Annotated in this window: 21 protein-coding genes; 13 read left to right on the forward strand and 8 right to left on the reverse strand. The window is 66.5% G+C overall.

Features of this window, described 5'->3' with window-relative positions; all coding sequences use genetic code 11:
- From KA712_10345 to KA712_10400, 12 genes are all read left to right on the forward strand, one after another.
- Positions 1-570 carry a hypothetical protein gene (locus KA712_10345; GenBank protein ID MCG5053346.1) on the forward strand — a complete coding sequence of 190 codons (570 nt, stop codon included), beginning with the start codon at positions 1-3 and terminating at the stop codon, positions 568-570.
- Between the two features lie 375 nt (positions 571-945).
- Positions 946-2,340: a TolC family protein gene (locus tag KA712_10350; GenBank protein ID MCG5053347.1), complete on the forward strand. Its 1,395-nt coding sequence runs from the start codon at positions 946-948 to the stop codon at positions 2,338-2,340.
- A 7-nt stretch (positions 2,341-2,347) separates the two neighbouring features.
- Entirely contained in the window at positions 2,348-3,817 is a 1,470-nt protein-coding gene (locus tag KA712_10355; protein ID MCG5053348.1) for an efflux RND transporter periplasmic adaptor subunit, read from the forward strand.
- A 2-nt stretch (positions 3,818-3,819) separates the two neighbouring features.
- On the forward strand, positions 3,820-7,116 hold the full coding sequence (locus KA712_10360; GenBank protein MCG5053349.1) for an efflux RND transporter permease subunit: 3,297 nt from the start codon (positions 3,820-3,822) through the stop codon (positions 7,114-7,116).
- Between the two features lie 13 nt (positions 7,117-7,129).
- The gene (locus tag KA712_10365) at positions 7,130-8,092 is read left to right on the forward strand and encodes a calcium/sodium antiporter (GenBank protein ID MCG5053350.1); all 963 of its coding nucleotides are present in this window, start codon (positions 7,130-7,132) and stop codon (positions 8,090-8,092) included.
- Between the two features lie 112 nt (positions 8,093-8,204).
- Entirely contained in the window at positions 8,205-9,500 is a 1,296-nt protein-coding gene (locus KA712_10370; protein ID MCG5053351.1) for a hemolysin family protein, read from the forward strand.
- Positions 9,501-9,644: 144 nt separating this feature from the next.
- Positions 9,645-11,753, forward strand: a complete 2,109-nt coding sequence (locus tag KA712_10375; GenBank protein MCG5053352.1) for a molybdopterin oxidoreductase family protein — start codon at positions 9,645-9,647, stop codon at positions 11,751-11,753.
- Between the two features lie 336 nt (positions 11,754-12,089).
- Positions 12,090-12,314: a hypothetical protein gene (locus tag KA712_10380; GenBank protein MCG5053353.1), complete on the forward strand. Its 225-nt coding sequence runs from the start codon at positions 12,090-12,092 to the stop codon at positions 12,312-12,314.
- Between the two features lie 139 nt (positions 12,315-12,453).
- Entirely contained in the window at positions 12,454-12,723 is a 270-nt protein-coding gene (nirD, locus tag KA712_10385) for a nitrite reductase small subunit NirD (GenBank protein MCG5053354.1), read from the forward strand.
- Between the two features lie 117 nt (positions 12,724-12,840).
- A complete protein-coding gene (locus KA712_10390; GenBank protein MCG5053355.1) occupies positions 12,841-13,503 on the forward strand; it encodes a MotA/TolQ/ExbB proton channel family protein in 663 nt (220 codons plus the stop codon).
- Complete coding sequence (locus tag KA712_10395; GenBank protein ID MCG5053356.1) at positions 13,503-13,925, forward strand: biopolymer transporter ExbD; 423 nt, start codon at positions 13,503-13,505, stop codon at positions 13,923-13,925. Before KA712_10390 ends, KA712_10395 begins: the two co-directional genes overlap by 1 nt.
- Positions 13,922-14,872 (forward strand): energy transducer TonB, encoded by a 951-nt coding sequence (locus KA712_10400; GenBank protein MCG5053357.1) that lies wholly within the window; start codon positions 13,922-13,924, stop codon positions 14,870-14,872. Before KA712_10395 ends, KA712_10400 begins: the two co-directional genes overlap by 4 nt.
- Before the next feature lie 10 nt (positions 14,873-14,882).
- Here the strand turns inward: KA712_10400 and KA712_10405 are convergent, their stop codons facing one another.
- The 5 genes from KA712_10405 to KA712_10425 are packed head-to-tail and all read right to left on the reverse strand — an operon-like array spanning position 14,883 to position 19,733.
- The gene (locus tag KA712_10405) at positions 14,883-15,716 is read right to left on the reverse strand and encodes a hypothetical protein (GenBank protein ID MCG5053358.1); all 834 of its coding nucleotides are present in this window, start codon (positions 15,714-15,716) and stop codon (positions 14,883-14,885) included.
- Positions 15,713-17,875 (reverse strand): TonB-dependent receptor, encoded by a 2,163-nt coding sequence (locus KA712_10410; GenBank protein ID MCG5053359.1) that lies wholly within the window; start codon positions 17,873-17,875, stop codon positions 15,713-15,715. Before KA712_10410 ends, KA712_10405 begins: the two co-directional genes overlap by 4 nt.
- Before the next feature lie 12 nt (positions 17,876-17,887).
- Positions 17,888-18,781: a hypothetical protein gene (locus KA712_10415; protein ID MCG5053360.1), complete on the reverse strand. Its 894-nt coding sequence runs from the start codon at positions 18,779-18,781 to the stop codon at positions 17,888-17,890.
- On the reverse strand, positions 18,778-19,176 hold the full coding sequence (locus KA712_10420; GenBank protein MCG5053361.1) for a hypothetical protein: 399 nt from the start codon (positions 19,174-19,176) through the stop codon (positions 18,778-18,780). Before KA712_10420 ends, KA712_10415 begins: the two co-directional genes overlap by 4 nt.
- Positions 19,170-19,733 carry a hypothetical protein gene (locus tag KA712_10425; protein MCG5053362.1) on the reverse strand — a complete coding sequence of 188 codons (564 nt, stop codon included), beginning with the start codon at positions 19,731-19,733 and terminating at the stop codon, positions 19,170-19,172. The genes KA712_10420 and KA712_10425 overlap by 7 nt, the downstream gene beginning before the upstream one ends.
- Positions 19,734-20,055: 322 nt before the next feature.
- Between KA712_10425 and KA712_10430 the strand changes: the two genes are divergently transcribed.
- Positions 20,056-20,577 carry a hypothetical protein gene (locus tag KA712_10430; GenBank protein MCG5053363.1) on the forward strand — a complete coding sequence of 174 codons (522 nt, stop codon included), beginning with the start codon at positions 20,056-20,058 and terminating at the stop codon, positions 20,575-20,577.
- On the opposite strand, the gene KA712_10435 is transcribed toward KA712_10430, so the two are convergent.
- The 3 genes from KA712_10435 to KA712_10445 are packed head-to-tail and all read right to left on the reverse strand — an operon-like array spanning position 20,504 to position 24,437.
- On the reverse strand, positions 20,504-22,987 hold the full coding sequence (locus KA712_10435; GenBank protein ID MCG5053364.1) for a hypothetical protein: 2,484 nt from the start codon (positions 22,985-22,987) through the stop codon (positions 20,504-20,506). The two genes, KA712_10430 and KA712_10435, sit on opposite strands and share 74 nt — an antisense overlap.
- Before the next feature lie 42 nt (positions 22,988-23,029).
- Positions 23,030-23,737 carry a hypothetical protein gene (locus KA712_10440; protein ID MCG5053365.1) on the reverse strand — a complete coding sequence of 236 codons (708 nt, stop codon included), beginning with the start codon at positions 23,735-23,737 and terminating at the stop codon, positions 23,030-23,032.
- Positions 23,685-24,437, reverse strand: a complete 753-nt coding sequence (locus tag KA712_10445) for a hypothetical protein (GenBank protein MCG5053366.1) — start codon at positions 24,435-24,437, stop codon at positions 23,685-23,687. Before KA712_10445 ends, KA712_10440 begins: the two co-directional genes overlap by 53 nt.
- Positions 24,438-24,502: the final 65 nt, after the last annotated feature.

A 24,502-nucleotide genomic window follows, 5' to 3' on the forward strand; every position in this document is an offset into this window, starting at 1 on the left:
ATGGCAAAACCAAACTACTACGTGCTCCAGCGCGCCAACGACGACCGCTATCCCCTGTTTGAGTCTGACGACCCGAACCGAAGGCCGCTGTTTCGTGCGCAATGGGTCACGTTGCCAGCTCCGCTGGTGATTCGCCTGGGGGCACCGGTGCCCGACGACCCTGTGCTGGTCGACTACCACTCGATGCCCCAGCACGTGTTTTCGAGGCGGCTCGCGGACGCGATCTTGGCGCTAGAGCCAGAGAACGTGCAGCTCATCCCGGCGATGTTGCACTTTCGGGACAAGACTTACGAGTACGCCCAGCTTCACGCGGCGGTGGCGGTCAGTGGGGTGCTCGACATGAATCGGAGTCGGTTCTCACCTTCTGGAAGCATCCTCAAGAGCATCTCCTTGCATTACGACCGCATCGCGGAACTTCCGGAGAAGCAGAGGCTACTCATCGCATTGAAGGAGGAGGCTCGCAAGTTCATCTTCCACGAAGACGTCAAGCGCGCCATCGAAGCCACGGGGGGTGTGGGCTTTCGGTTCATCCACGTGGATGACTGGACCGACGGTTCGTCGTTCAAGTAACGGGGAGCGAATCCTTGGCCTTTCGAAAGACTACGGAAAACCGGAACGAACTTGTTGCAGGTTGAGATCGCACCCGATGCTGCCGTCGCATTCCTCTCAATGTTCGACTGGATTCGTCCGTCTGGTCACACAAGGGTGCGGTTCGACAAGAGTTCGTGTATCTGCCCGGCAGCGATCTCAAGACACCCGAGGAAGATCCCGGGCGGCAAGCCCGAGTGACAGCTTCAGTCAGTCGCTGTAACCGATGTGGTCACTCTCTGCAGGGTGTCTTCGTCGGCGACCTCGGTTTTTATCAGTAAATCCGGATGTTTGCGTGTGTCGTCGCCCCGCCTCCCGGCGTGCTGCGCCTGGCATGGCTCTTGAAGAACCGACGGCGTGTACCTTCCCTCCGTCATCACGCTGCTCGTGGCGGCCTCGCCTTGTGCCGTGGCCGCGTTGCCTTTGCCCGCGGACCCTCTGCTCGAAGAGCTCTTGCGGCAGACCCTCGAGACCGTGCCAGAACTCCATCGAGCCCGGCGCGCGGTTGACGTGGAGGAAGCGCGGGTGCCCCAGGCAGGGGCCTTGCCCGACCCCTCCGTGCAGGTGGGCATCCAGAACGATGGCTTTTCCCGCATCGAGGTGGGACGCATGCCCATGAGCTTCGTGCAGCTCATGGCTTCGCAAACGTTTCCCTGGCTTGGCAAGCGAGGCCTGCGGCAAGACGCGGCGGCCCTGGACGTGGCCCTGGCCGCCCAGGCCCACAGGCGGGTGAGGCTGTCCCTCGAGGCCGAGGTGCGTCGGGCCTATCTCGAGCTGCTCTTCGTGCGAGATCGTCTGGCCTTGCTCGACGAGCTGGAGGTGATCTGGGAGAGATCCCTCGGCGTGGCGCGGACGCGCTACGAAGGCGGGGACGGCGCCCAATCCGACGTGTTGCGCGCGCAGCTCGAGAGGACGCGCATCGCTCAACGGCGGCTCATGCTGGTGGCGCGCGAACGAACACTGGTGCAGCTGCTCAACCGCCTGCGCGGAAAGCCCCTCGCCGCACCCCTCGAAACGCGTATGAAGGTCGAAGGTTTGCCCGATCCCAAGACGCTCATGGGCGTGTTTTCGTGGGAACGTGTGTTGAAGGAAAGCCCGGATCTGGCCGCCGCCCGCATCGCGGAAGCCCGGGCCGACAAGGGCCTCGCGTTGGCAGAGAAGGCGTATTTTCCGGACCTCACCGTGTCAGCCGGGGTCATGGTGCGGGGAAGCTTGCCGCCCATGTGGGTGGCCAGCGTGGGCGGTCCTTTGCCGCTGTTTGCTTCGCGCAAACAGGGACGCGCGGTGGACGAAAGCCGCGCGGCGCGCGCGGTGGCGGCGCACAGCGTGGCCGTGGTCGAAGACCTCCTGCGCTTGCGCACGCAGGAGCGAAGGACCGCTTTCGAGGCCCAGCTCGACACCCTGGCGCTTTATGCGCACGGGCTGCTCGTGCAATCGGAAGCCACGCGCGAGAGCACTTTGTCTCAGTACAAGGTGGGGCGGGTGTCCTTCGCATCGGTTCTGGAAGCCAACGCCGGTGTCATCGCCGATCGTGAGGGCTACCTGGCCGCGCTGGCCGACAGCCACCGGCTGCTCATTGCGGAGGCTGAAATGAGCTTGTCGTCCGTTGTACCGGGGGCCGCCTCGGCACCCTCTGCAGCGATGCCGGGGGCCGATGAGGCACCCGTGGCTCCACCCTCCTCGCCGGGTCGCGGCGCGACGCCCGTTCCGGCGCTTGCCCCCGCGGGCGGCTCTTCCATGCCCACGATGTGAGTTTGTGATGAATCCCGAATTGCCCTCGAACCCTACACCCCAGGCCTCCCCCCGCCGCTTCGGCGTGCTGAGCCTCGTGTTCACGGCCGTCCTGGCGGCCGGCGCGGCCGTCGTCGTCATGCAGCTGGCATCGTCTCCGGATGGACGAGGAGGCGATGCTCATTCGCACGCAACGGAGGACGCGCTTTACCAGTGTCCCATGCACCCCGGGGTCACGCAGGCAGAGCCCGGTGACTGCCCGATCTGCGGAATGAAGCTAGTAAGGGTCGATAAAGCCAAGACGCCTGTCGACCCCATGGCCAAGATCGACCCCGACCGCCAGCAGCTGATTGGTCTCAAAACGGTCGAAGTGCAAAGCGGGCCCGTGGGAGGCGCCTGGCGCACCGTGGGCCGTGTGGCCATCGATGAGACGAGGGTGCGTCACGTGAACTTGAAGGTGCCGGGCTTCGTCGAGAAGATCTATGTGGACTTCGTCGGCAAGAAGGTGCGCAAGGGGGATCCCTTGTTCTCGATCTACAGCCCCGAGCTGCTTTCCGCCCAGGAAGAGTACCTGCTGGCGTTGCGCACGGAAGGGGCTTTGGCGAAAGCCGGGGGCGCCCGGAGCGCCGATGGCGAGGCCCTCGTGGCCGCGGCCCGGCGTAAGCTGGCCCTGTGGGACGTGCCGCCCTCCGAGATCGAGCGCATCAGCCGCATGGGGGAGCCCACCAAAACGCTGACCTTTACCTCGCCTGTTTCCGGTGTGGTGACCAACAAGGAGGTCGTGGAAGGCATGAAGCTCGACGCGGGCGCCATGCCCTACGAGATCGTGGATCTGTCGTCGGTGTGGGTGTTGGCGGACGTCTACGAAAGTGAGCTCAGCCTGGTGAAAGTAGGCATGGACGCGCGGCTTGCGCTCAACGCGTATCCGAACCGCGCGTTCAGGGGCAAGGTGGTGTTCATCGATCCGCTGCTCGACCCGAAGACGCGCACGGTGAAGGTGCGGTTGACGTTTCCGAACCCCACAGGGGATCTGCGCCCGGAGATGTTCGGTGAGGTGGTGTTGCAGGGCGATCCCCACGAAGGCTTACGCATTCCCGTGGACGCCGTGATCGATTCGGGAACCGAAAGGGTGGTTTTCCTGGCGCGGGGAGAGGGAAAGTTTGCACCCCAGGTCGTGAAGCTGGGCGAAAGCGATGGCGCCTTCGTCGAGGTCCTCGAGGGACTCGAAGCGGGTGAACGCGTGGTCACGCGGGCGAACTTTCTCATCGACTCCGAGTCACGTTTGCGCGCCTCGCTCTCGGACAGGGGCAGAGCGCCCAAGGGCTCCGAGCCGCCCGAGGCGGCGCGCGTGCTGCCGGGAGGTCTTGCGCCTCCGGCGGCGACACAGGTCCGCCCTGCCGCCCACGAGGGCCACACCCCCTCCCGGGCCCACGAGGGCCACACCCCCTCCCGGGCCCACGAGGGCCACACCCCGTCCCGGGCGCACGAGGGCCACTGAGCATGATCAAAAAGATCATCAAGTTCTCAGCCGAGAACCGCTACCTGGTGATCGCGGCGGCGATCGTGGCCTTGGGTTTTTCGTTTTGGTCGATGAGGAACCTGCCCCTCGATGCGCTTCCGGATCTCTCGGACACCCAGGTGATCGTTTACGCACAGTGGGACCGGAGCCCCGACATCATCGAAGATCAGGTGACGTATCCCATTACCACGGCTCTTTTGGGTGCCCCCAACGTCAAGGCGATTCGGGGGTTCTCCGACTTCGGTTTCAGCTACGTGTACGTGATCTTCGAGGATGGCACGGACATGTACTGGGCCCGCACCCGCGTGCTCGAGTACTTATCGAAGATCACGGCCCAGCTGCCCAAGGGTGCCAAGGTCGAGCTGGGTCCCGACGCCTCGAGCGTGGGTTGGGTCTTTCAGTACGCGCTCGTGGACGGCAGCGGCAAACACTCTTCGGACGAGCTGCGGTCCTATCAGGACTGGTTCCTTCGCTACGCCGTACAAAGCGTTCCCGGGGTCTCCGAAGTGGCCACCGTGGGGGGGCAGGTCCGGCAGTACCAGGTCACCGTGAACCCCAACCAGCTGGCGGCCTTCGAGTTGCCGCTCGAGACTGTCATCGAGGCGGTCCGTACGGGTAACAACGACGTGGGGGGACGTCTCGTGGAGCTCTCCGGGCGAGAGTACATGGTGCGGGGGCGCGGCTACGTCAAAAACATCGCCGATATCGAAAACATCGTGTTGCGCGCCGACGGCGGAACGCCGGTTCTCATCAAGGACGTGGCGACCGTGGCGCTTGGGCCCGAGCTGCGGAGGGGCGTCGCCGACTACAACGGGCGGGGCGACGTCGTCGGGGGCATCGTGGTGATGCGCGCCGGGGAGAACGCCCTTGCCGTCATCGACCGGGTCAAGGACAAGCTCGAGGCGGTGAAGTCGTCATTGCCCGAGGGCGTGGAGATTGTCACCACTTACGACCGGTCGGAGCTGATCGAGGACGCCATCGCTACGGTGAGGCACAAGCTCATCGAGGAGATGATCGTGGTGGCGATCGTGATTCTCGTCTTTTTGTGGCATTTCCCATCGTCCCTGGTCCCGATCATTACCATTCCGGTGTCGGTGGCGTTGGCCTTCATTCCAATGAAGCTCATGGGCTTGAACGCCAATTTGATGTCACTCTCCGGCATCGCGATCTCGATCGGTGTCCTGGTGGACGGCGCCATCGTGGAGGTGGAGAACGCCTACAACAAGATCTACCACTGGCGTCGGAACGGCGGACAAGGCAAGGAGGCGTTTTATCGCATCCGGCTCGAGGCGCTCATGGAGGTCGGGCCCGGGGTGTTCTTCTCCCTGCTCGTCATCGCCGTGGCGTTCATGCCGATCTTCACCCTGATCGATCAGGAGGGGCGGCTGTTTCGCCCCCTTGCCTACTCGAAGAATCTGACGATGGCCATCGCTGCTTTTTTGGCCATCACGCTGGATCCGGCGATCAGGATGCTCTTCGCGCGCATCGAGCCCTACACCTTCAAGCCCAAGCTGCTCTCGTGGTTGGCCACGCAGCTCTTTGTGGGCCGGTACCGCTCGGAAGATCGGCACCCCGTGAGCCGGCTGCTTCACCGCCTGTACGAACGGCCGTGCCGCTTTACCCTCCGCAACCCAGCTTTCACGCTGCTGATCGCCGTGCTGGTTGTGGCCACCACGGTACCGATCTACGTGAAGCTCGGGTCTGAGTTCATGCCGCCTCTGCGCGAGGGCACGATCTTGTACATGCCCTCGGCCGTCGAGCCTGGCATGTCAGTGGCGGAAGCTCAGAAGGTGCTTCAGCTCCAAGACAAGATCCTCATGACGTTTCCTGAGGTCGAACGTGTGTTCGGGAAGGCCGGTCGGGCAAATACGTCGACCGATCCAGCGCCGCTCACGATGATGGAAACCACGGTCCTCCTCAAACCCACCTCGGCGTGGCGTGCCAAACCGCGCTGGTACTCCGCGTGGGCCCCGTCGTGGTTGGCCCCGCTGTTTCGTAACTTCTGGCCCGACCGCATCAGCTACGAGGAGCTAGAAGATGAGATGAACGACGCGCTTGCGCTGCCGGGCATCTCGAACGCGTGGACCATGCCGATCAAGGGTCGCCTCGACATGCTGTCGACGGGCATTCGTACGCCTGTGGGGATCAAGGTCATGGGTGCAGACCTCACCACGATCGAACAGATCGCCCGGGAGACGGAGGCGGCCGTCGCCAAGGTTCCGGGGACCCGCAGCGCCTACGCTGAACGCGTCGCCGGGGGCTTTTTCCTTGATTTTGTGCTCAAGCGGGAGCGGCTCGCGCGGTATGGACTGTCCATCGACGATGCCAACTTGATGGTCATGACCGCCGTGGGCGGCGACAACCAGAGCGTGACGGTGGAGGGCAGGGAGCGGTACGGGATCAACGTGCGCTACGCCCGCGATTACCGCGAGGATCTTCAGGCGTTGCGTCGGGTGCTCTTGCCCTTGCCCAACGGGCAAGGCCAGATTCCCATGGAGGAGATCGCCGATGTGGTCCTGGAGAAGGGGCCTGCCATGATCCGGGACGAAAACGGACTTCTGGCGGGATACGTGTACGTGGATTTCGACACCTCGAAGGTGGATGTGGGCCACTACGTCGCGCAGGCCAAGGCAGCCGTTGCGGCCGAGGTGCGGGTGCCCACGGGCTACGCGCTGGTGTGGAGCGGCCAGTACGAAAACATGCTTCGGGTCAAAGAGCGCCTCCAGCTGATTTTGCCGCTGACGCTCGTCCTCATCTTTGGGCTTCTCTACGCCAACACGAAGTCTGCTTTCAAGACGTCCGTGGTCATGCTGGCTGTGCCTTTCTCTGCGGTAGGCGCCGTGTGGCTGTTGTGGCTTTTGGACTACAACATGTCGATTGCGGTCTGGGTGGGGCTCATCGCCCTCATGGGGCTCGACGCCGAGACGGGCGTGTTCATGCTCTTGTTCCTCGACCTCTCCTTCGACGAGGCGAAGCAGCAAGGGCGCTTGCGCGACGAACGAGATCTGGTGGAAGCCATCGTTCATGGCGCGGTCAAGCGCGTCCGGCCGAAGGCCATGACCGTGTTCTCGGCGCTCTTGGGGCTCCTGCCGATCATGTGGGCCACGGGAACGGGCGCCGACCTCATGAAACGCATTGCGGCACCGATGGTGGGTGGCTTGACCACGAGCTTTGTCATGGAGCTCTTGGTTTACCCGCCCGTGTACTTCCTGTGGCGCCGCCGGCAGCTGCGCCAGCGCTTCCGTGAGGTGCGAAGCGCCGCGGCGGACGCCTGCTAGTCTCGGGGCAATCATGATATCTGATTGGCTCTTCGTGGTCACCGGGATGGCACTTCTGCTCGCGGGCGGGGAGGCGTTGGTGCGAGGCGCCAGTGGCATCGCCCTTCTGGGGCGCGTGAGCGCCTCCGTGGTGGGTCTCACGATCGTCGCGGCGGGAACGTCGATGCCGGAGATGGTGGTCTCCGTCCAGTCCTCCCTCGAAGGGCGCCCGGGTTTGGCCCTGGGCAACGCGGTGGGCTCGAACATCTTCAACATCGGCGTCATCCTGGGTGTGACCGCCCTCGTGCAGCCCCTGCGTATTCGAGGCAACAGCGTGCGTCTCGAGTGGCCCGTCATGCTGCTTGCAGCGATGCAGGTCCACCTGCTCTCGCGCGACGGGGGCCTCGATCGGCTCGAGGGCGCCTTTTTGCTGGCGGGCATGGCGGCTTTCACGGCCTATATCGTGTGGGCGAGCCGGGTGGCAGGGATCGCTGCGGGTGAGGGAGAGGGCATGGAGACAGCCTCGTTCGGAAAGACAGGCACGAAGGCCTGGGTCCTCAACGCTTCCGCCGTGGCCCTGGGTGTAGGCCTGCTGGCCGGCGGCTCCTCGCTGCTGGTGCGAGGCGCGGTCGCCGTGGCGGCTTCGCTGGGGATCTCCGAGAGCGTCATCGGCCTGACGATCGTGGCGGCGGGCACCAGCATGCCTGAGCTCGTTACGTCCCTCGTGGCTGCGTGGCGAGGCAAGGACGACATTGCCGTGGCCAACGTCATCGGCTCGAACATCTTCAACATGCTGGGCATCCTGGGCACGGCCTCGTTGATTCAACCCCTGACGACGCCGCCCGAGATCTTGGCGCGAGACGACTTATGGATGATAGGCTTTTCGGTCGCGCTGCTGCCGCTCATGAAGAGCGGGCTGCGGATCAGCCGTGGAGAGGGCGCCGCGCTGCTCGCAGCCTTCGGCCTGTACCTGGCTATTCTGCTGGGCGCGGTGTGAGCCTCGTGGCGGGGGCCGGCGCTTGCCGAGGCAATAGCCACTATGCTTACGGGCGACGCCCCGTGCGTCGTGAACAAAGGAGTCCACTATTTTACTCGAAGTTATCGTGATCCTGGGGTTGATTGCGGCCAATGGGGTGTTTGCGGGGGCCGAAATAGCCATCGTCTCCGTCCGACGCACCCGGGTGAGCCAGCTGGTGGACGAGGGGGTTGCAGGCGCCGCCGTGCTCGCGCAGCTGCGGGCCACGCCCGAGCGCTTCTTGGCCACCGTGCAGATCGGCATCACCGTGGTGGGCACCACGGCGGCGGCCTTCGGTGGCTCGTCTTTGGCCGAGCGGCTCGCCCCGGTGCTGGTGAACGTGCCTGGCGTTGGCGCGGATGCAGAGCAGATCGCCCTCGGCATCGTGGTCGCGGGCATTTCGTACTTATCGCTCGTTTTGGGAGAGCTGGTGCCGAAGTCGCTCGCTCTGCGTACGGCGGAGCGCTACGCCCTGCTGGTTGCGCTGCCGATCCGGTGGCTTTCCACCTTGACGCGTCCCTTCGTTTGGTTGCTCACGGCAAGCAGCAACCTCATCTTGCGTCCCTTTTCCGATCGCACCAACTTTGTCGAGGCCCGCGTGTCCCTCGAAGAGCTGCAGGAGTTGGTCGAGGAGGCAGGCGAGGCGGGCACCGTGCACGAGCAGGCCAGCGAGCTCGCGTCGCGCGCCCTGGAGTTCCCGAAACTGACCTTCGCGCAGGTCATGATCCCCCGAAACCGCATGGATGCTCTGCCGCTCGACGCCGCGCCTGATCGCATTCGCCGGTTCATGCTGGAGGAGCGCCGATCGCGGGTGCCCATTTTCGCAGGGACGTTCGACAACGTCGTGGGTTACGTCAGCGCGAAAGACATCGTCAGCTTGGCCCTGGAGGGGCGAACCATCGTGCTGTCGAACTTGCTGCGCCCGCTGAAGCTCTTTCCGGAGACCGTACCGGCCATCGAGGTGCTGCGCCACATGCGCCGTGAACGGCAGCGTTTGGCCGTGGCGGTCGACGAGCACGGAGCCGTATCGGGCTTGCTGACTTTCGAAGACCTCGTCGAGGAGCTGGTGGGTGAGGTGTTCAGCGAGACTGAGGAAGACGTCGAGCCTTTGGTCAAGGAAAGCGAAGGCAGCTTTCTGGTTCGCGGCGACGCAAAGGTCCGAGACCTGAACCGCGAGCTGTCGTTGGAGTGGGAGGAGGGCGAGGGCACGACCACCGTGGGAGGCTTGGCCACGAAGCTCGCCAGCGGGATCCCGAACCGGGGGGCCCGGTTGGCTGCCGAGGACGGGTGGGTGATGGAGGTCGTGGATGCCTCGGCACGGGCGGTTCGTCGGGTTCGACTGACGCCCCCCCCCCGCAGCGAGGAAGCGAGCGAAGACGACGAGGTTTGAACGGCAAAGCCCCGCTCGCGCGGGGCTCTCGGCGCCCGGTAAAATGAAATGTCGAGTATCGATGGAAGTTGCGTGGTTTTTGCGTGTGCGTCTCGTGAGCGTCATGGCGGGTGAGGCATGTTGGAAGGGCGAGCCAATCGCCCCATGAGCCCGACCCTCTTTCGCGAGGTTAGAACGCACTGCCCCTACTGTGCCTTGCAGTGCGGGCTCACGGCGCGTGGGAGCAGCGACAACCTCCAGGTGGCGCCCGATGAGGCCTTCCCCGTCAACCGGGGGCAGATGTGCATCAAGGGCTTCTCGTCACCAGAGCTTCTCCGGCGGGAGGATCGGTTGCTGCATCCTTTGCGCAGGACGAAGGCGGGCTTTTCCCGCGTGACCTGGACGGAAGCACTTGACGCGATCGCGTCCGAACTCGAGGCACTCCGTGCGGCCTACGGTCCAGCAGCCAACGCCGTCTACGGCAGCGGGGCCCTCTCGAACGAGAAGGCTTACTTGTTGGGGAAGTTCGCCCGTGTGGCCTTGAAGACTCCGAACATCGATTACAACGGGCGCTTGTGCATGGCCTCGGCGGCGGCCGCCCAGCGCATCGCCTTCGGCGTGGACCGCGGGCTTCCCTTCCCGCTGGCCGACATCGCCGAGACAAAGCTGCTCGTGCTCTGGGGAACCAACGCGGCCGATACCTTGCCGCCCATCGCCCAGTGGCTGAATGCACAACAAAGCACCGGCGGCGAGAGGGTGGTGGTGGATCCCAGGGCCACAGCCACGAGCCGCGCGGCGAACCTTCACGTGCAGCCCGTGCCCGGAAGCGATCTCGCGCTGGCCAATGGCTTGATGCACATCCTCATCGATGAGGGCCTGGTGGACGAGACGTACGTGGCCGCGCGTACCCGCGGCTTCGACGAGGTGAGGCGCGTCGCCTTGGTCTACGACCTCGTCCGTGTCGAAAGGCTCACGGGCGTTCCCGAACGGACCATGCGGCAGCTGGCGCGCATGCTCGCGCAGGCGCCGTCCGCCATGCTGCTCTCGGGACGGGGTCCAGAGCAGCAATCGAAAGGGACCGACACGACGTTGGCTCTCGTGAACCTCATGCTCGCCCTGGGTCGGGTGGGGCGGCCGTATAGCGGATACGGCACCCTGACCGGACAAGGCAACGGGCAGGGCGGGCGAGAGCACGGCCAAAAGTCCGACCAGCTTCCGGGTTACCGCTCCATCGAAAACGCCGAGGATCGCCGGGCGGTGGCGGCAGTGTGGAACGTGGCGCCCGAGGACATACCCGGAAAGGGTCCAGGCACGGGGCCCATGCTGGCCGCCATGGGTCAGCCAGGGGGCGCCCGCTCTTTGCTGGTGTTCGGCTCGAACCTGTCCGTGGCCATGGCGGACGCGGCGGCCACACGGGCACGCCTTGCCTCTTTGGATCTGCTGGTCGTGGCCGATGCCTTCATGAACGACACCAGCGCGTTGGCTCACTTCGTTTTGCCCGTGGCGCAATGGATCGAAGAGGAGGGCACCGTGACGAACCTCGAGGGGCGCGTGATCCGAAGGCGCAAGCTCTTTGATCCCCCCGCCACGGTTTTGACCGATCTACAAATCATCGCCGGCCTGGCTGCGCGCCTTGGTCAGGGTGCACGCTTTGGCACGGACGATCCCGAAACGATCTTCGAGGAGCTGCGCCAGGCGACGGCAGGCGCCGTGGCCGATTACAGTGGAATCAGCTACGCAGGGATCGATGCGCACGAAGGCATGTTTTGGCCGTGCCCTGCGGCGCAGGGGGGGACGGGACAGTCACGGCTCTTTGCCGAGCACTTTTTTCACCCGGATGGGCGCGCCCGCTTCGTGGCGGTCGAGCACAGGGACGCGGGTGAAGAGCCCGATAGTGAGTATCCCGTTTACCTGACGACGGGACGCTACAAGGAACACTACAATTCGGGAGCCCAGACACGAGGTGTGAAGCGCCTGCAGCGCCTGTCTCCCGAAGCACGGCTCGAGGTGCATCCGCGCCTTGCGGCGCGTGTAGGCCTGCGGGACGAGGGGTGGGCCTTGGTGGAGAGCCGCCGCGGTCGCTGCGTTTTCCGCGTCGCGCTCAGCCCCGACATCCGCGACGATACGGTATTTTTGCCGTTTCATTTCGGCGATGACCAGTCGGCCAACCTCCTGACACACGCCACGACCGATCCCACGAGTGGCATGCCCGAGTTCAAACTCTGTGCGGTGCGCCTCCTGCCCGCGACGGAAGGGAGGAAGACCCTCGCGTGATGGTGCCTCGAAAACGTCTGGCACTCGTGGGCAATGGCATGACGGCAGCTCGTTTTCTCGACGAGCTGCTTGCGCGTGAGGGGAGCGCGGGGTTCGTCTGGAGGCGGGCGTCCGGGTGGGCCGCTTGGATCTGGCCTCACGTTCCGTCGAGACGGTAGAAGGGCACCAGCATCCCTTCGATCTGGCGGTGCTCGCAACGGGCAGCGATGCCTTGCTGCCGCAGCGTACGTCGCCGACCTTGACCGAGTACCGAGCCCTCGCAGAGCTTCGCTACCAGGTCCGGAAGTTCCTGGCCTTCAGTGAGCGTGCCGCCCGCGGGGCCGGCAACACCAGCTCTTGCTGGCCATCAAGGGCTTACCTCTGGATCGTGAGCCCACGGTCGGAAACCTTACCGAGCGCCTGTGTGTAGAGCCTCACACGGCGGTGGTCCTGGTAGACAAGGTCGTGGTGTGCGGGTTCGCCGTGCGTAAGACGAGCGACATCGACCGCAGGCGCGTCCTGGTGCTGCTGACGGAAGAGGGGGAGAAACTGCTGCGCGATCTCTTCCGTCGTGCATCGTGATCAGTTCCGTGTGGTGGGTCCGACGCTGAACAAGGCGCAGCGGAAGCGACGTGAGGCGGCGGGGTCACGGGCGCGCCGGGCGGTCAAGCGACCGTCGCGCAAGAACATCAAAGGCTGCGCCGCTTCCGCAGCTTCGTGAATACGGAGGCGCAGGGAAGGAAGGAAAGGAGAAGATAGACTGTACGGCCTCAGCAACTTCGATCCCTTTGGCCGGGCGTTCGTGCTGTCGCGCGGCATCCTCGGCGACCGCCAGGGTGTGCCGAAGGTGGCCTCGCCGCTTTACAAGCAGAACTTCTGTTTGGCGACGGGCGTTTGCCTCGACGATCCCAAAGTCAAGATCCCGGTTTACGCCGTACGCGAACGGGGCGGCGTGATCGAGGTCGAGGTGGGTGGCGCCGTTCGGCCTTGACCCTGGCGGTTTGTGAAGCCGCCGTCGCGCGAGGGGTCTGCCGAGATCGTGGCCCGGGGGGCTCGTGATTCGCAGTCGTATTGCAAGTGAAATGCTTTTGTGGCAGGTCAACTCACCATGGAGTTGGTCGACCGCCTCAAGCTGCTTTTGCTGGGAACCGGCGCACGTCCTGTGCTCTGGGCGCTGATTGGGCTGAGCGTCGCCAGCCTGGCGGTGATCCTGGAACGGGCCTGGGTGTTTTACCGTACCCGTAGCCCTGCCGAGCGCGTGATCGCGTTGCTCGTGGGCGGCGGCGGCACGGGGGGGGGGGCCGGCGCGCGTGCGCGCATCGAAGCGCTGGGAGGCTATGCCGCACGGATCGCAGTGGCGGGACTTGGGCAGGTGCATGCAGGGCCCTCGGGTGTCGAGCGCGCCATGCGGGTCGCCACCTTGATCGAACGAAAGCGTCTCGAGCGGCGTCTGGCGATCTTGGCGACCCTGGGCAACAACGCCCCTTTCGTGGGTCTGTTCGGAACCGTGATTGGCATCATCGAAGCCTTCGAGCACCTGGGAAGCCAGGCGGGTGGCGTTCCGGCGGGCACGTCCTCGGCCCCTGTCATGTCCGCGATCGCCGAAGCTCTCGTGGCCACGGCGGTGGGGCTCGCCGTCGCAATCCCGGCGGTGGCTGCCTACAACTTCTTTCAGCGCCTGGTGAAGAGCCGGCAGTCTGACGCCGACGTGATGGCGCAGGTGGTGACGAGCCATGCGTCCGCCCCCGGGGCTTCGGTGGAAGGGGTGTGATGGGGTCGACGCTCGAGCCGGACGAGGACGTGGTGGCGGGGATCAACATCACCCCGTTTGTCGATGTGGTCCTGGTGTTGTTGGTCGTCTTCATGGTCACGGCGCGGCTCGATGCCGTGGCGAACGTCCTTCCCCACGACCTTCCCGAGGCGCGGCAGGCCCAGCCTGACATTGCCGAGTTCATCGTCACGATCGACGCACACGACCGCGTGTGGCTTGCGGGAGAAGCGGTTTTGCCGAACGACGATCTCCGTGCGCGGGCCGAAAGCGCGCTTCACGCAACTTCCGAGCTGCGCGCGGTCATTGCGGCGTCTGCCGAAGCTCACCACGCGGCCGTCGCGGCGGTGATGGAGGCATTGCAAAGGGCCGGTGTGCGGCGCATCGGTTTCGCCGTGGCGCCTTCGTCCGAGGACACGCCGTGAGCGGCAGGGGGGCTTCGATGTGGGGCCTCTTGGCCGCCACGGGTGTGTCACTCTGCGTGCATGCAGGCCTGGGGGCGAGCGCAAAGCCCCGGCGTCTCTGGGTGGAGCCAGCGATGCCCTCGTGCCGTGTGGGCGACCGCATCCAGTTGTCCGCCCAGGCGCGTTCGCTGTGGGGGCACATCAGACTGCGCGCGCAGGATCTCGAGGTCTCGCTGAAAGGCAAGCCGGGGGGGGTCGTGCCGCAGGCCGGAGCCCAGCTTCGGTGTGAACGCCCCGGGGTGCAGCCCGTGCACCTGCGATGGCAACACCTGGAGGCCGAGCTGCGGGTCCAGGTCCATCCGGCCCTGAGGCCCATCGAGCTGCCATCGGCGCCCGCCGGCAGCACGAGCGGGTCCGCGCCCGGACCCGTGCCCGCACCCGCACCCGTTCCCGCACCCCCGCCGGCGCAGGTCCGTGCTTCACGTCGCGGGCGCGAAAGGGCTGCTCCCGCGCGCGTCGCCGCGCCACGTCTGCCTGCGCCGGGGCCTCGGGCGTCGGCGGCGCCGGGGCCTGCAGCAACGGACACGAAGGAAGACGGGGCCGGTGCGGGACTTGGCAGCGGGCCTGAGGGCGAGGGGCCGGGCGAGGGGTTCGGAGCTCCCGGAGGAGGGCAAGGCACAAACGCCGCACGTTTTGTCACCAGCCCCAGCTTGCGGACCGCAGACCCTTGCGCGGGTCACTTCCCCGAAGGCGCTGAGGTCAATGCGGGCTCCGTCACGGTCGACGTGCTCGTCGAGGCAGACGGGCGGGTGTCGCAGACGCAGGTGCTTGCGGAGCGGCCAGGCGGCCAAGGCTTTGCGGAGGCGGCGCGTACCTGCTTGTTGCGGACGCAGCTCGAACCGGGACGCCAGGATGGGCACACCCCCGTGCGCTCCCGCGTCCGGATGAAGATCGCCTTCGTACGTTGAAGACGCGCGATCACCGGACTTGGGGTCCTGTGACCTCACCCACGAACGCCCCGTTCGCGCGAGCCCCGATGAACCAGGCGCGATGCACCTGGCTTTCGGGCGTAATCTGCCAGCGCCCCGAAGGCGCTTTCTTCACGAGGGAATCGAACTCGGCCTGGTCGAACCACACCGAGGGGCGAACGGCGATCACGACAGCTGTTCCGTCCTCGAACGCGCCGACGAGCGGCAGGCCGTCCACGCGACGGTTCGTGCCCACGGCAGCAATGTCGAGCCCACCCTCGAAGGCGATCTGCGCACCGTCCTTGCTGGCCGTCCCGTGCGCCCAGGCATGGTGGCCGCGCAAGCACGGGTCGTCGATGAGCGGCCCCCCGGGCGGGTCGAGGCGCAGCGAGAAGGAGCCCACCGCCCCCGCGAGTCCGTTTTGATCACCGAGGGGCGTAGCCGCTGGCGCCAAGGCGTCCAGGGCCACCTGCCCCAACCATTCCCCTCGCACCTCGCCGCCGCGAAAGTGGGTATCGCCTGGGTGTGCATGCGCGCGGGGCCACAGCAGGGTCGAGAGCCGCTCCGCCACGCCGCGCACGCGCGCGGCCTGCTGAAGATGGCTGGCTCCGGCGAAGAAATAGACCGGGCCTACGGCGATGCAGGCTTCTTCGATCGTCACCTCCCACCCGGTGTGGGTCACGAAGCGGCCGTGGGGCGCGCCCTGTGCGACGGAGGCCGACGACAGGGCGAGCGTGAACGTGATGGGACGCCCCCCGGTGCCTGGTTCGCAGGCGGATGCAAAGAGCGCCAGAGCCGACAGGGCGATCCTTCCTCCGTTTTGCTTCCCTACTTTTTGCTTCATGGGGTCTGCACGACGGCAAGAGTGAAAAACAGGGCCCGCGGAGCGCCTGCCGAAAAGTGTTGCTGGGGCAGCAAGGACGCGGGCGCCTCGGGGCCGCGGAAGTTCGAGGCGTAGTTGTACACGGCTTCGCGGTTGCGGCGATCGAAGAGGTTCGTGATCTCGAGCCCCACCTGTACCGGCCCGGCCGCCACGCGGGCGGCGAGGTCGAGGACCGTGAGGGCCGGCGAGGCCTGCGCGAAAGGCAGCGGGCGTGGTCCCACGTAGGTGAAGCCCAGCGCCCCCGAGGCCACGAAGCGACGTCCCTGCAAGCGCAAGGGGCGCTCCCAACTTCCGTCGAGTCGTGCCACCCAGCGCGGCACGTAGGGCAAACGCACGCCTTTGGTAAAGGCCCAGCCCTGCGCCTCGGGGGGCGGCAGGTACGCCTCGGCGTAGGTCACCGAGCCCAGCAAATCGAACCCTCGCGCATCCTCGGCGCGCAGCGCGAGTGTGGAGCCGAAGCGGTTCGAAGCGCCGACCAGGATGTTCCGCCCCGCGCCCTCGTCGAAGAGCAAGTCCCTGTCGAGATGTGTGAAGTAGGTCAAAAGGCGCGCTTCCATCTCGGCGGTGGCTGCGAAGGGGCGCTGCCACACGAGGCCAGCTTCTGCCGCCTGCACGCGCGCAAAAGGCGCTACTTCCCCTGCGGACAGCGCCTGTGCGTAGCTCGAGCGGGTGCCCACGCCCGCGGCGAGCAGGGCAGAGAGCCCGCGGCCGAGTGACAGATCGAGTCCGAGCTTGGGTTGTACCGCGTGACCGTACGCCTCCGTGGTTTCGCTGGTGAGGCGCGAGCCCACGCGATCGCTGGCGGGGCGGTTTTGGTCCGTGACCGCGAAGAAAAAGCCATCCACCCGCAGGCCCCCGGAGACATTCAACCTGCGCAGCGGGGACAGGCGAAGCCCCGCATACCCGCCGATGTTGCTCACCGCGAGCGTGTCGTTGGCGTCGACACGATAAGGAATGCCTCCCACGGTCCGCAGCCGCCGCACGATCGAAACCCCGTCGTCGAAGCGTGCGAGATAGCCCACCTCGAAGTCCCGCACCCACTGCGTGTGAAGAGGGGCGAAGCGGTAGCTTCCCCGGGAGCCGATGGTGAGCGCCCCGTACCTCTGCTCGACGCCATCGCCGCGCTGAGGTAGGCCCGCGCTGCCGACGTCGGTGGTAAAGCCCGTGAAGTTCTGGCGCAGGCGCAGGTCTCGCAAGGTGAGGAACGCGGTGGCTGTCGTGATCGAGCCCGATCCCTGGCTGGTGGCGCTGAGCACGAGCCCGTGTCGCGCCCCCGCACCCCCTTGGTTGGTGTCGTACACGCAGAAGAACTGCTCGTCGCGGGAAGACCCGCACGGCAGGCGGCGGGCTTCGTAGTCGTCACGACGGATCACGCCTGCCGTGTCGAAGCGATTTCCATAAGACGTGGCCAGGACGGCCAGGCGCGTGGTGGGGCTCAGGTTCCACTCGTGCCTCGCCATCATGCGCGCGGCCGCGAATGCGCGGTTCGGCCCGAAGCCGTCACCGTCTTCGAACTCGACGCCCACAAAAGTTCCCGGGCCGTGTCCACCCGGCCCCCACAAAAGCGTGAGCTGCCGCCGATCGAACGAACCGTAGCCGGCGCGCGCGCTCACCCCCCGTTGCGCCAAGCCGAGCTCGAAGCGGGCGCTGCCCGCCACGGCGAAGTCACCTTGCCGCGGATCGAAGGGCCCTTCGATGACTTGCAAGGAGGACACCAGACGCGCGATCAAGAAGTGCGTGTCCGCGTACCCGTGGCCGTGAGGATTCGACACTTCGTTGATCGGCACGCCGTCGATCGTGAACTCGAGATCTTGACCCTCCCCGGCGTCGAAGCCTCGCAAGAAGATGGACGACGCGTGAAACTGCCCGCCATGGGTCGTGAGCAGAAGGCCTGGGGCCAAGGTGAGCAGGGACTCTGCCGACCGCCGCGGGACCTCGGCCAGCTTGCCGATCGGCAGTTTGAAGTCGCCTCCCGCCTGACGGGGAACGGGCGGCACACCGCGAACGGTCACCTCGATGACCGGTGGGAGCCCGGGAGCCGGCGAGGCTGGGTCCGCGGCCCACGCCAGCGCCCCCGGCCACAGGGCCAGGCCCAGAGTGAAAAAAAGACGCACGGGCACGATGCGCGAAGCTCACAGGCGGCTGACCGTGCACAGGCCAAGCCCATTGACGTGAGCCTGAGACGCTGCCGAGGCCAGCATGAAAGCTGCGAGGTGGGGCGCAGCGAGGGGCACGCTGCCCGGATTGTACGCAAGCGGGGCTCCTGCCGTGTCTGTGACGGCAAGGCCGTTCGGACCCCGGGGGTTGGCCAGGGACTGAAGGCCGAGCTCCTCGAAGGTGATGTGCGTGTCGTCTCCCGCGGCGCCCGCCATGGCGTCGAAGCGCAGGTTGGCCCGCTCCCCCCCCAGGGTGTCCCAGAACAGGTGGTCGACGTGCACCGTGATTTCGCCCTCGGTTGTCGTGTTGGGGCGGACGACGAAGCCATCCGTGCCGTCGAGACCGTTGGTGCAGTTGGCGTTGCGGGTGGGGTTACGAAGCCCCCACGCGAAGCTGTAGGCTTCTTCGCCTCGGCGCGCGTTCCCTTCGATCCAGTAGTTGAATCCCCCTTGCGCCATGCGCGCGATGTCGTCTGTGGCCACGTCGTTGAGCGGGCGGGCGTCCAGCGGGGGGGGCACGACCTTGAAGCCAAAGCGGTCCCAGCGGCGCGCGGCCAGGGCCTCGAAGGCGATCATGACGGGATCTCCCTTGTGGAGATCGGCCACCACGGCGCGGGGATCGGCGTTTGCCCGCTCCCCGTCGGACGTCGCCAGCGTGGGCTCGGCGAGCGCGATGAGAAACTTCGTGAAGCGAACGCTCCACCCATCGATGAAGGCGATGGTGGCGTCGTTTTTGACGAAGGGATAGCCCTGCTTCGCAGCGCCTTCACCGCTCACCCGAATGACGAGGTCTCCGGTGTCCTCTGCGCTGCCGCACGCAGACACCGCCGCAAGCAAAGCCACGAAAGGCAAGAGGGGGTCGTGTCTCATATCTCACCAGGTAAAGCGCCGCGAAGACCCGCGTTCCGGGGATCCAGGCCCAGCACCGCCATGTCCTGCGGTCGTCCCGCGAGGGCGTGACGTTTACGGATGCGGAAAGGAGTCCTCAAGTCGATGTCGACCAGCTCGGCGCGGCGCGGATCCAGGACGTACGCGCGCTCGGGCGCCACACCCATGCGCGGAGAGGAGGACTCCGCGCACGCGAAGGGGGGCACGACTCCCGTCACCCTGCCGAGCGGTTCACCCGAGCGCGATAGGACCTGCAGGGAGCCCGATGAGGTCAGCACCACGACGAACGCTCCCGCCGCTGGGTCGAGAACGAGCGCGCAGCTTCCCGCAGGCAGAGCCCAGGCCTCGCTCGTGCCCCCGGGGGCCACGTTCACCATTTCGGGCGCGGGCGCCCTCGTGCGTGCGCGCGAGCGCCCCGGGGGTGAGGGGGTGAACGAACATATCCATCGTGTGCGCCGCGCGCGGCGCGAGCACGAACGTGAACGAAGACGCGCCGGGTTCGGACAGCGCGAAGCCGCTCGGACAAGCAAGCGCCATCCTTGCGTCCAGCTGCCACACCCGACAGCACGCTGTCACAGCCCGGCACCGGCATGACGGTGGGTGCGGCGGTCGACGGTGCCGTGGGGATGAACGTGGCCGCACCGGGGCCGCCGACCTGCAAGAGGCCGTCAGGAAGCGGCAGCGTGAGCCCCTCGCCGGCCACAGGCACGACGGCTTGCGGCTGCCGTTGGTCCCAAAGCCAGCGGTGCGGTGCTGGGGAGGCAAAGCTCGCGAGCACATGCGCCCCGTTGCTCTTCACCTCCGTCGGCGAAGAGCTTCCGAGGGTGGCGTCCAACAGCCGGGGCGTGTCCTTGTAGACGTGGACGTGATTGACGTGATCGATGATGGCCACCCCGGCACTCACCAGACGTATACCCGTTGCCGTCGACAGCACGGCGTGGTCGCCCGTGAACGAAGCCTGGACTCCGCCGACCGAGGGGAGCGTGTGCTGCCAAACGACGGCTTCGTCTTCAACGCATCGAAGAGCAAAAGTTGCCCGGCCTCGGCGTCGGTCATCAGCACCCGGACACGCCGCCAGGAGAAGTGCCGTGGCGTCACATCGTCGTTCGCGGGTCCGCTCCCGCACGCGCTGGCTAAGCGACGAGCACAGCGGCGCAGAGCGCGAGCAGACGGGAGGGATGTGGCGCGAAGAGGTTTCATCACGATGTGACCAGGGTCGTCTAGCAATAGTGCAAAGCATGTGCAATAGATTGCTGATGGTGAAACGTGCCCGGATCGGGATCGCCCTGGCAGGAATGTGCGCGGCCTCGTGCGGGCAGGAGCCGAGCTCCTGCGTGCCCTCGGGCGCGGAGCTCATTGGCGTGGCCTCGGTCGCGCACGCGTGCCTTCACACCCAAGAAGGTCCTTTCGCCACGGTGGTGTCCGTCGGGGAGGGAACCGCCGAAGTTCCTGAACTCCGCAACACGCACACGTTCTACACGATCGGGCTCGGCGCTTCGGCGGCCGGCCCGTTCGAGGGCGTCGTGCGGCTTCGCCCGCGCACGTCGGGGGTCTACGCGCTTTACGTCGACGCGGCCGTGCCCATCGCGGTGCGGGCCTCTTCGGGAGCGTGGCTCTGTCCGCTTCAACGCTACGCGGACGACGCGTGCCCGCTCATCGCCGAGGCTCACTCCTTCCGCCTCGAGCGGCTGCAGGACTACCTCGTCAGCCTTGGACCTGCCTCAGCGCCGGCCGTGAGGCTCGTGCTCGAAGAGATTGCGCCGACCTCGGACGACTGAAACGGCAAGTCAACGCAGGCTGTCCCAGTCGCCCCCGGGCCACATGGTCTTGCCCCAGTCGATGAGACGGGTGAGCTGGGCCTCGTCGGCGCCTGCCTGCCTGAAAGCGCGGGATCATCGTGAACCAGCAATCGGCGTAGCGCTGCTCGTGATGAGCCGCCGCGAGGCTCTTGTTGGTAACCAGCTTGGGGACGTAAGACGCCGGCTCGAGGTTCGCGTCTTCCGTGGCAGTCATGCTTCCCGTGGGGGCGCGCTGCCAAGTGGACGCGTCGAAACGCTCGAAGAGATCCATCGTTGCCCGCAAGAGGGCGGTGAGCACGCTGCGCCTTTCTTCGACGGGTAGCGCCTCGAAGACCTTGCCTTGTCCCGTGCCCGACGCCCAGCGTACGGGGTGCATTTGGCGAAACCCCCAGGTCGCGGACGACGGTGTCTGGTGCTGGAAACGCTGAAGCATCTCGGCGATGGTGCCCGCCAGGCGGACCGGGTGCGCCGGCCCTCCGTAGCTGTGCAGATCGGCGATGTGGTTGGCTTGGTAGTTCCAGTCGACGGGTGAGAGCGTGGGCTCTGCGAAGCCTCGTCCGGCGTTCAAGACGACTTGAAGTTCGTACCACGCCGTCGAGAAGTACTTCCCCACGAGCTCGCTTTGATACGAAAAGTGTGTGTTGTCATGGGCCGCGCGATGGGGCGCCAGCTCGAACACGTTGCGGGCCTGGGTGAGCCACGAGCGCGGCTCGGCGGTCGGGCCCCGGAGCTCCTGGGCGCGGCCTTCGAGACCGAAGCCGTGTACGAGCTCCCACTGCTTCACCGAGGACCAGTGGCGCAGCGAACGGTTGGCCACCTCGCGATCGACCGAGCGAACGGACGGCCCTTCGTAGACGAGCAGGTTCATGCCCGAAACCGCCATGCTGAGCGCGCCTTCGTAGGTCTCCTCGAAGTCCACGAGGTCGATCAAGCGCCCCCCGGCATGGGAATGAACACGCCCCGCGAAAAAGTCGAGCTTGGTCAGGCCACCTCTCAGGTCGCCCGCGGCCAGCTTGGCGCGTGCGTCTTCATACGCGGCGAAGGGCGCCGTAGTCCCGATCTCGTAGCCGGGGCGCTCGAAGCGGGAGCCAAAGACGTCGAGCGGATGCACTTCGGGCAGCCAGTCGTTCCAGTCGGGCAGCTGGAGGGCCACGGGCAGCGTGCGGTGGTTCACGTCGCCACCCGGGGACAGCGCTGCCGCGAGCAGCGCGGTTGTGGGTTCGCCCTCGGCGAGGTTGCCCAGCGTGCTCACATCCTCCTCGGCCACCGCGTCGACGCCCGCACCGGCCGCCCACACGAACACGGGCTCGTCATCGAGGCCGGGTCCCGGCTGGTAGGGGGGGTTCCAGGGGCGGCCCCAGCGCGTGGGCGAAACGCCGCTGGCGCGCGCAAGCTCCCGGCCGCGGTCGCGCACGTAACTGGCGATGAGTTGTCCCTCGCGTGCAGACAAGCCGTGGAACTGGCTGCGCGCTTCGATCGACCAGTTCGAGAAGTTGAAATACGCCAAGTCGCGGCCGTCCTGGGCGTGGCAATCAGCGCAGCTGGCCAGGAGCTTTTTGTTGGGCGCCAGCGGGCTTTCCACCAGGATGCGGGCCTCGAAGAGCGCCTTGCCCTCTGCGATGCTGTCCGGGCTATCGTGGGGGGGCCGCCAGGAGGCCGGATCGTCGTGCGCGAAGACGCTCGCAGGTACGAGCGGCTGGTTCGCCTCGTCGAGGAAGTTCACCTCGAGCACGCGCCACCCGCTGGTCTGCCCATCGGTGGCCTCGAAACGAAAGCGCAGCTCGTTGTCGCCCGCGCGGGGGCCGGGGGCGCCGAGCGCGTCGATGTCCAAGCGCAGCCTCACCGTGTGGTACGCCCCGCTGAGACAGCCGTAGGCGGCCTCGTGCGCCGCGCAAGTGACGTTGGCATTCACGAGCCCCACGAAAGGCCCGCCATTGAGGCTGACGCTGGCTTTGGGACCCCGCTGGGGCTGCACGCTGGCGTCCTCGAAGGCGGCCCGGTGGGTCCGGAGCGCCAGGCGCGTCGCGCGCCCCTCGGGCAGAGGAAGCGCGATTGTCTGGGTGTACCCGGGTGCCCCCAGAACCTCGACAGGCAAGACCACGGTGGCGATGCCGGTGCCCCCCGCGATGCCCCCGGTGCCCCCGCTTCGCCCGCCTCCGACGCCGCCGCCCGCAGGCTCGCCTCCGCCCGCGCCTCCGCGCCCCGCCGTGGGTTCTGACGGCCCTTCGCCTCCTTGCCCCCCACACGATGCCATTTCCTCGCAGGGGGCCTCGGCTGCGCCCGTGTGGCCCTGGCAGGCGGCCAGAAGGCCCACCGCCGCGTGAAAGCAAACGCTAAGCGAGACCAGCGACGGGGGCAGCCGCAAACCAACACGCGGAGCAAGGCGCATCGTCACAGCTTGCCACGAAACGGGCCCGCGTTGCGGGCGTCGTCAGCGGACCCACAGCTCCACTTCGCAGGCCCCCTCGAGTCCCTCCCACGAAGGGAACCCCGTGCCGGAGAGACTCCCGCTCCAGGGACGCTTCGCGCCGACGGCATAAAAGAAAAGGGGCGACTTGACGGAGCCGTCGATGAACGACGATTCTCCACCCCCGCCCACCGTACTTCTCTCGAGCCCGCCCCAGGCGTTGCTCTGGGCCTCGATCGCGATGGGTTTGTACCCGTTCACGTTCTCGAGGCGGGTGGGATTGCTGAGCTGGCTCCAAACGTTGCGCCTCGGCAAACCCGGCCAGACCAGCCTGAACTCCAGGCGCTCGCCGCGGCGAAAGTGCTCGAGCGACGAGAGCACGGAGTACTTCGGGGCAAAGGGGTCCTTGCGGTGGGCCTCCTGCGCCTCCTTGTCGTCGTCGAAGTAGGCCTGGACGCGGTCGGTGCAGGCGCCCTCCTTCGTTTTCGGCAGAACGTGCCGGAACACCCGTGTCCATCCTCTACCGTCGCGATCTGTGCCCTGGGAGCGCAAGTCGCAGTACACCACCCAGGGCTTGCCCTCGAAGTCGATCTCGTAGAGTCCACTTGGGGCCTTGGCCCGGCTTTGCGCGATCTCCAGGCAGGTGCGCGGCGCGCGCTCGATCGGCGAGCAGTCGCCATCAGAGGCGGCGGTCGCGCCGATCGGGCAGCAACCGTCCTGGGCGCCGGCCACCTTGGCCTGCGGAGCGGTAAACGCAGGTACTTCCGCACGTCGTGGGAACACGCACGTCGTTCGTACACGCGTCTCCGTCGTCGCAAGCCGCTTCGTCCGTGTGAGGTTGGTGACAGGAGAGCGGAGGGGGGGGAGGAGGCATGACGACCGGAGGCTCGTCACCGCCTGCGTCGGGCGGCGGGGGCTTGACCTCCGGAGGCGGATCACTGGCGTCCGGGGGCGGTTCGACCCCGCCGGCGTCCGGGGGCGGGGGAGCGGGCGGGGGAGGCGCCGGGGGCGCGGGTGTTTCTCGGCAGTCGGCCTCCGTGCACCGGAGCCTTAGCGTGATGCGCGTTTCGCCCTCCCGCCTTTGGGTCAGCTGTGTCTCTGCCGTGGCAACCACGCCCCGCTGGCTCGAGGCGGTGAGGAAGAGCTGAATCGGATAACGAGCCTCGTCCGTAAACGTGAGCCCAAGTGTCAAGGGAAGCGTGGAGTTCGCTCCGTTGATCTCGAACCTGTGGGTTCTTGCCTTGCCGCCCGCGTCCTCAGCCTTCACGTCGATGGCGGTCAACTGCAAGGTTGCGTCGCCTTCAGCCACCAACGTGACGTGCACGCCTTCGTCCTGGCACGACGTCGCCGCAGCGAGCGAAATCACAACTAGCCCCATGCGGGCAGGAGATGACCAAAATGACCACGATCCCCGTTCTTTTCGTGCAGACATCGAGCTCATTGGTAGTGGTTGCATGTGGTATGAATGGTAAGCTAACGCTAAACGAACCGTCGGGC

It is taken from the genome of Myxococcales bacterium, from assembly GCA_022184915.1.
Lineage (GTDB): Bacteria > Myxococcota_A > Polyangia > Fen-1088 > Fen-1088 > JAGTJU01.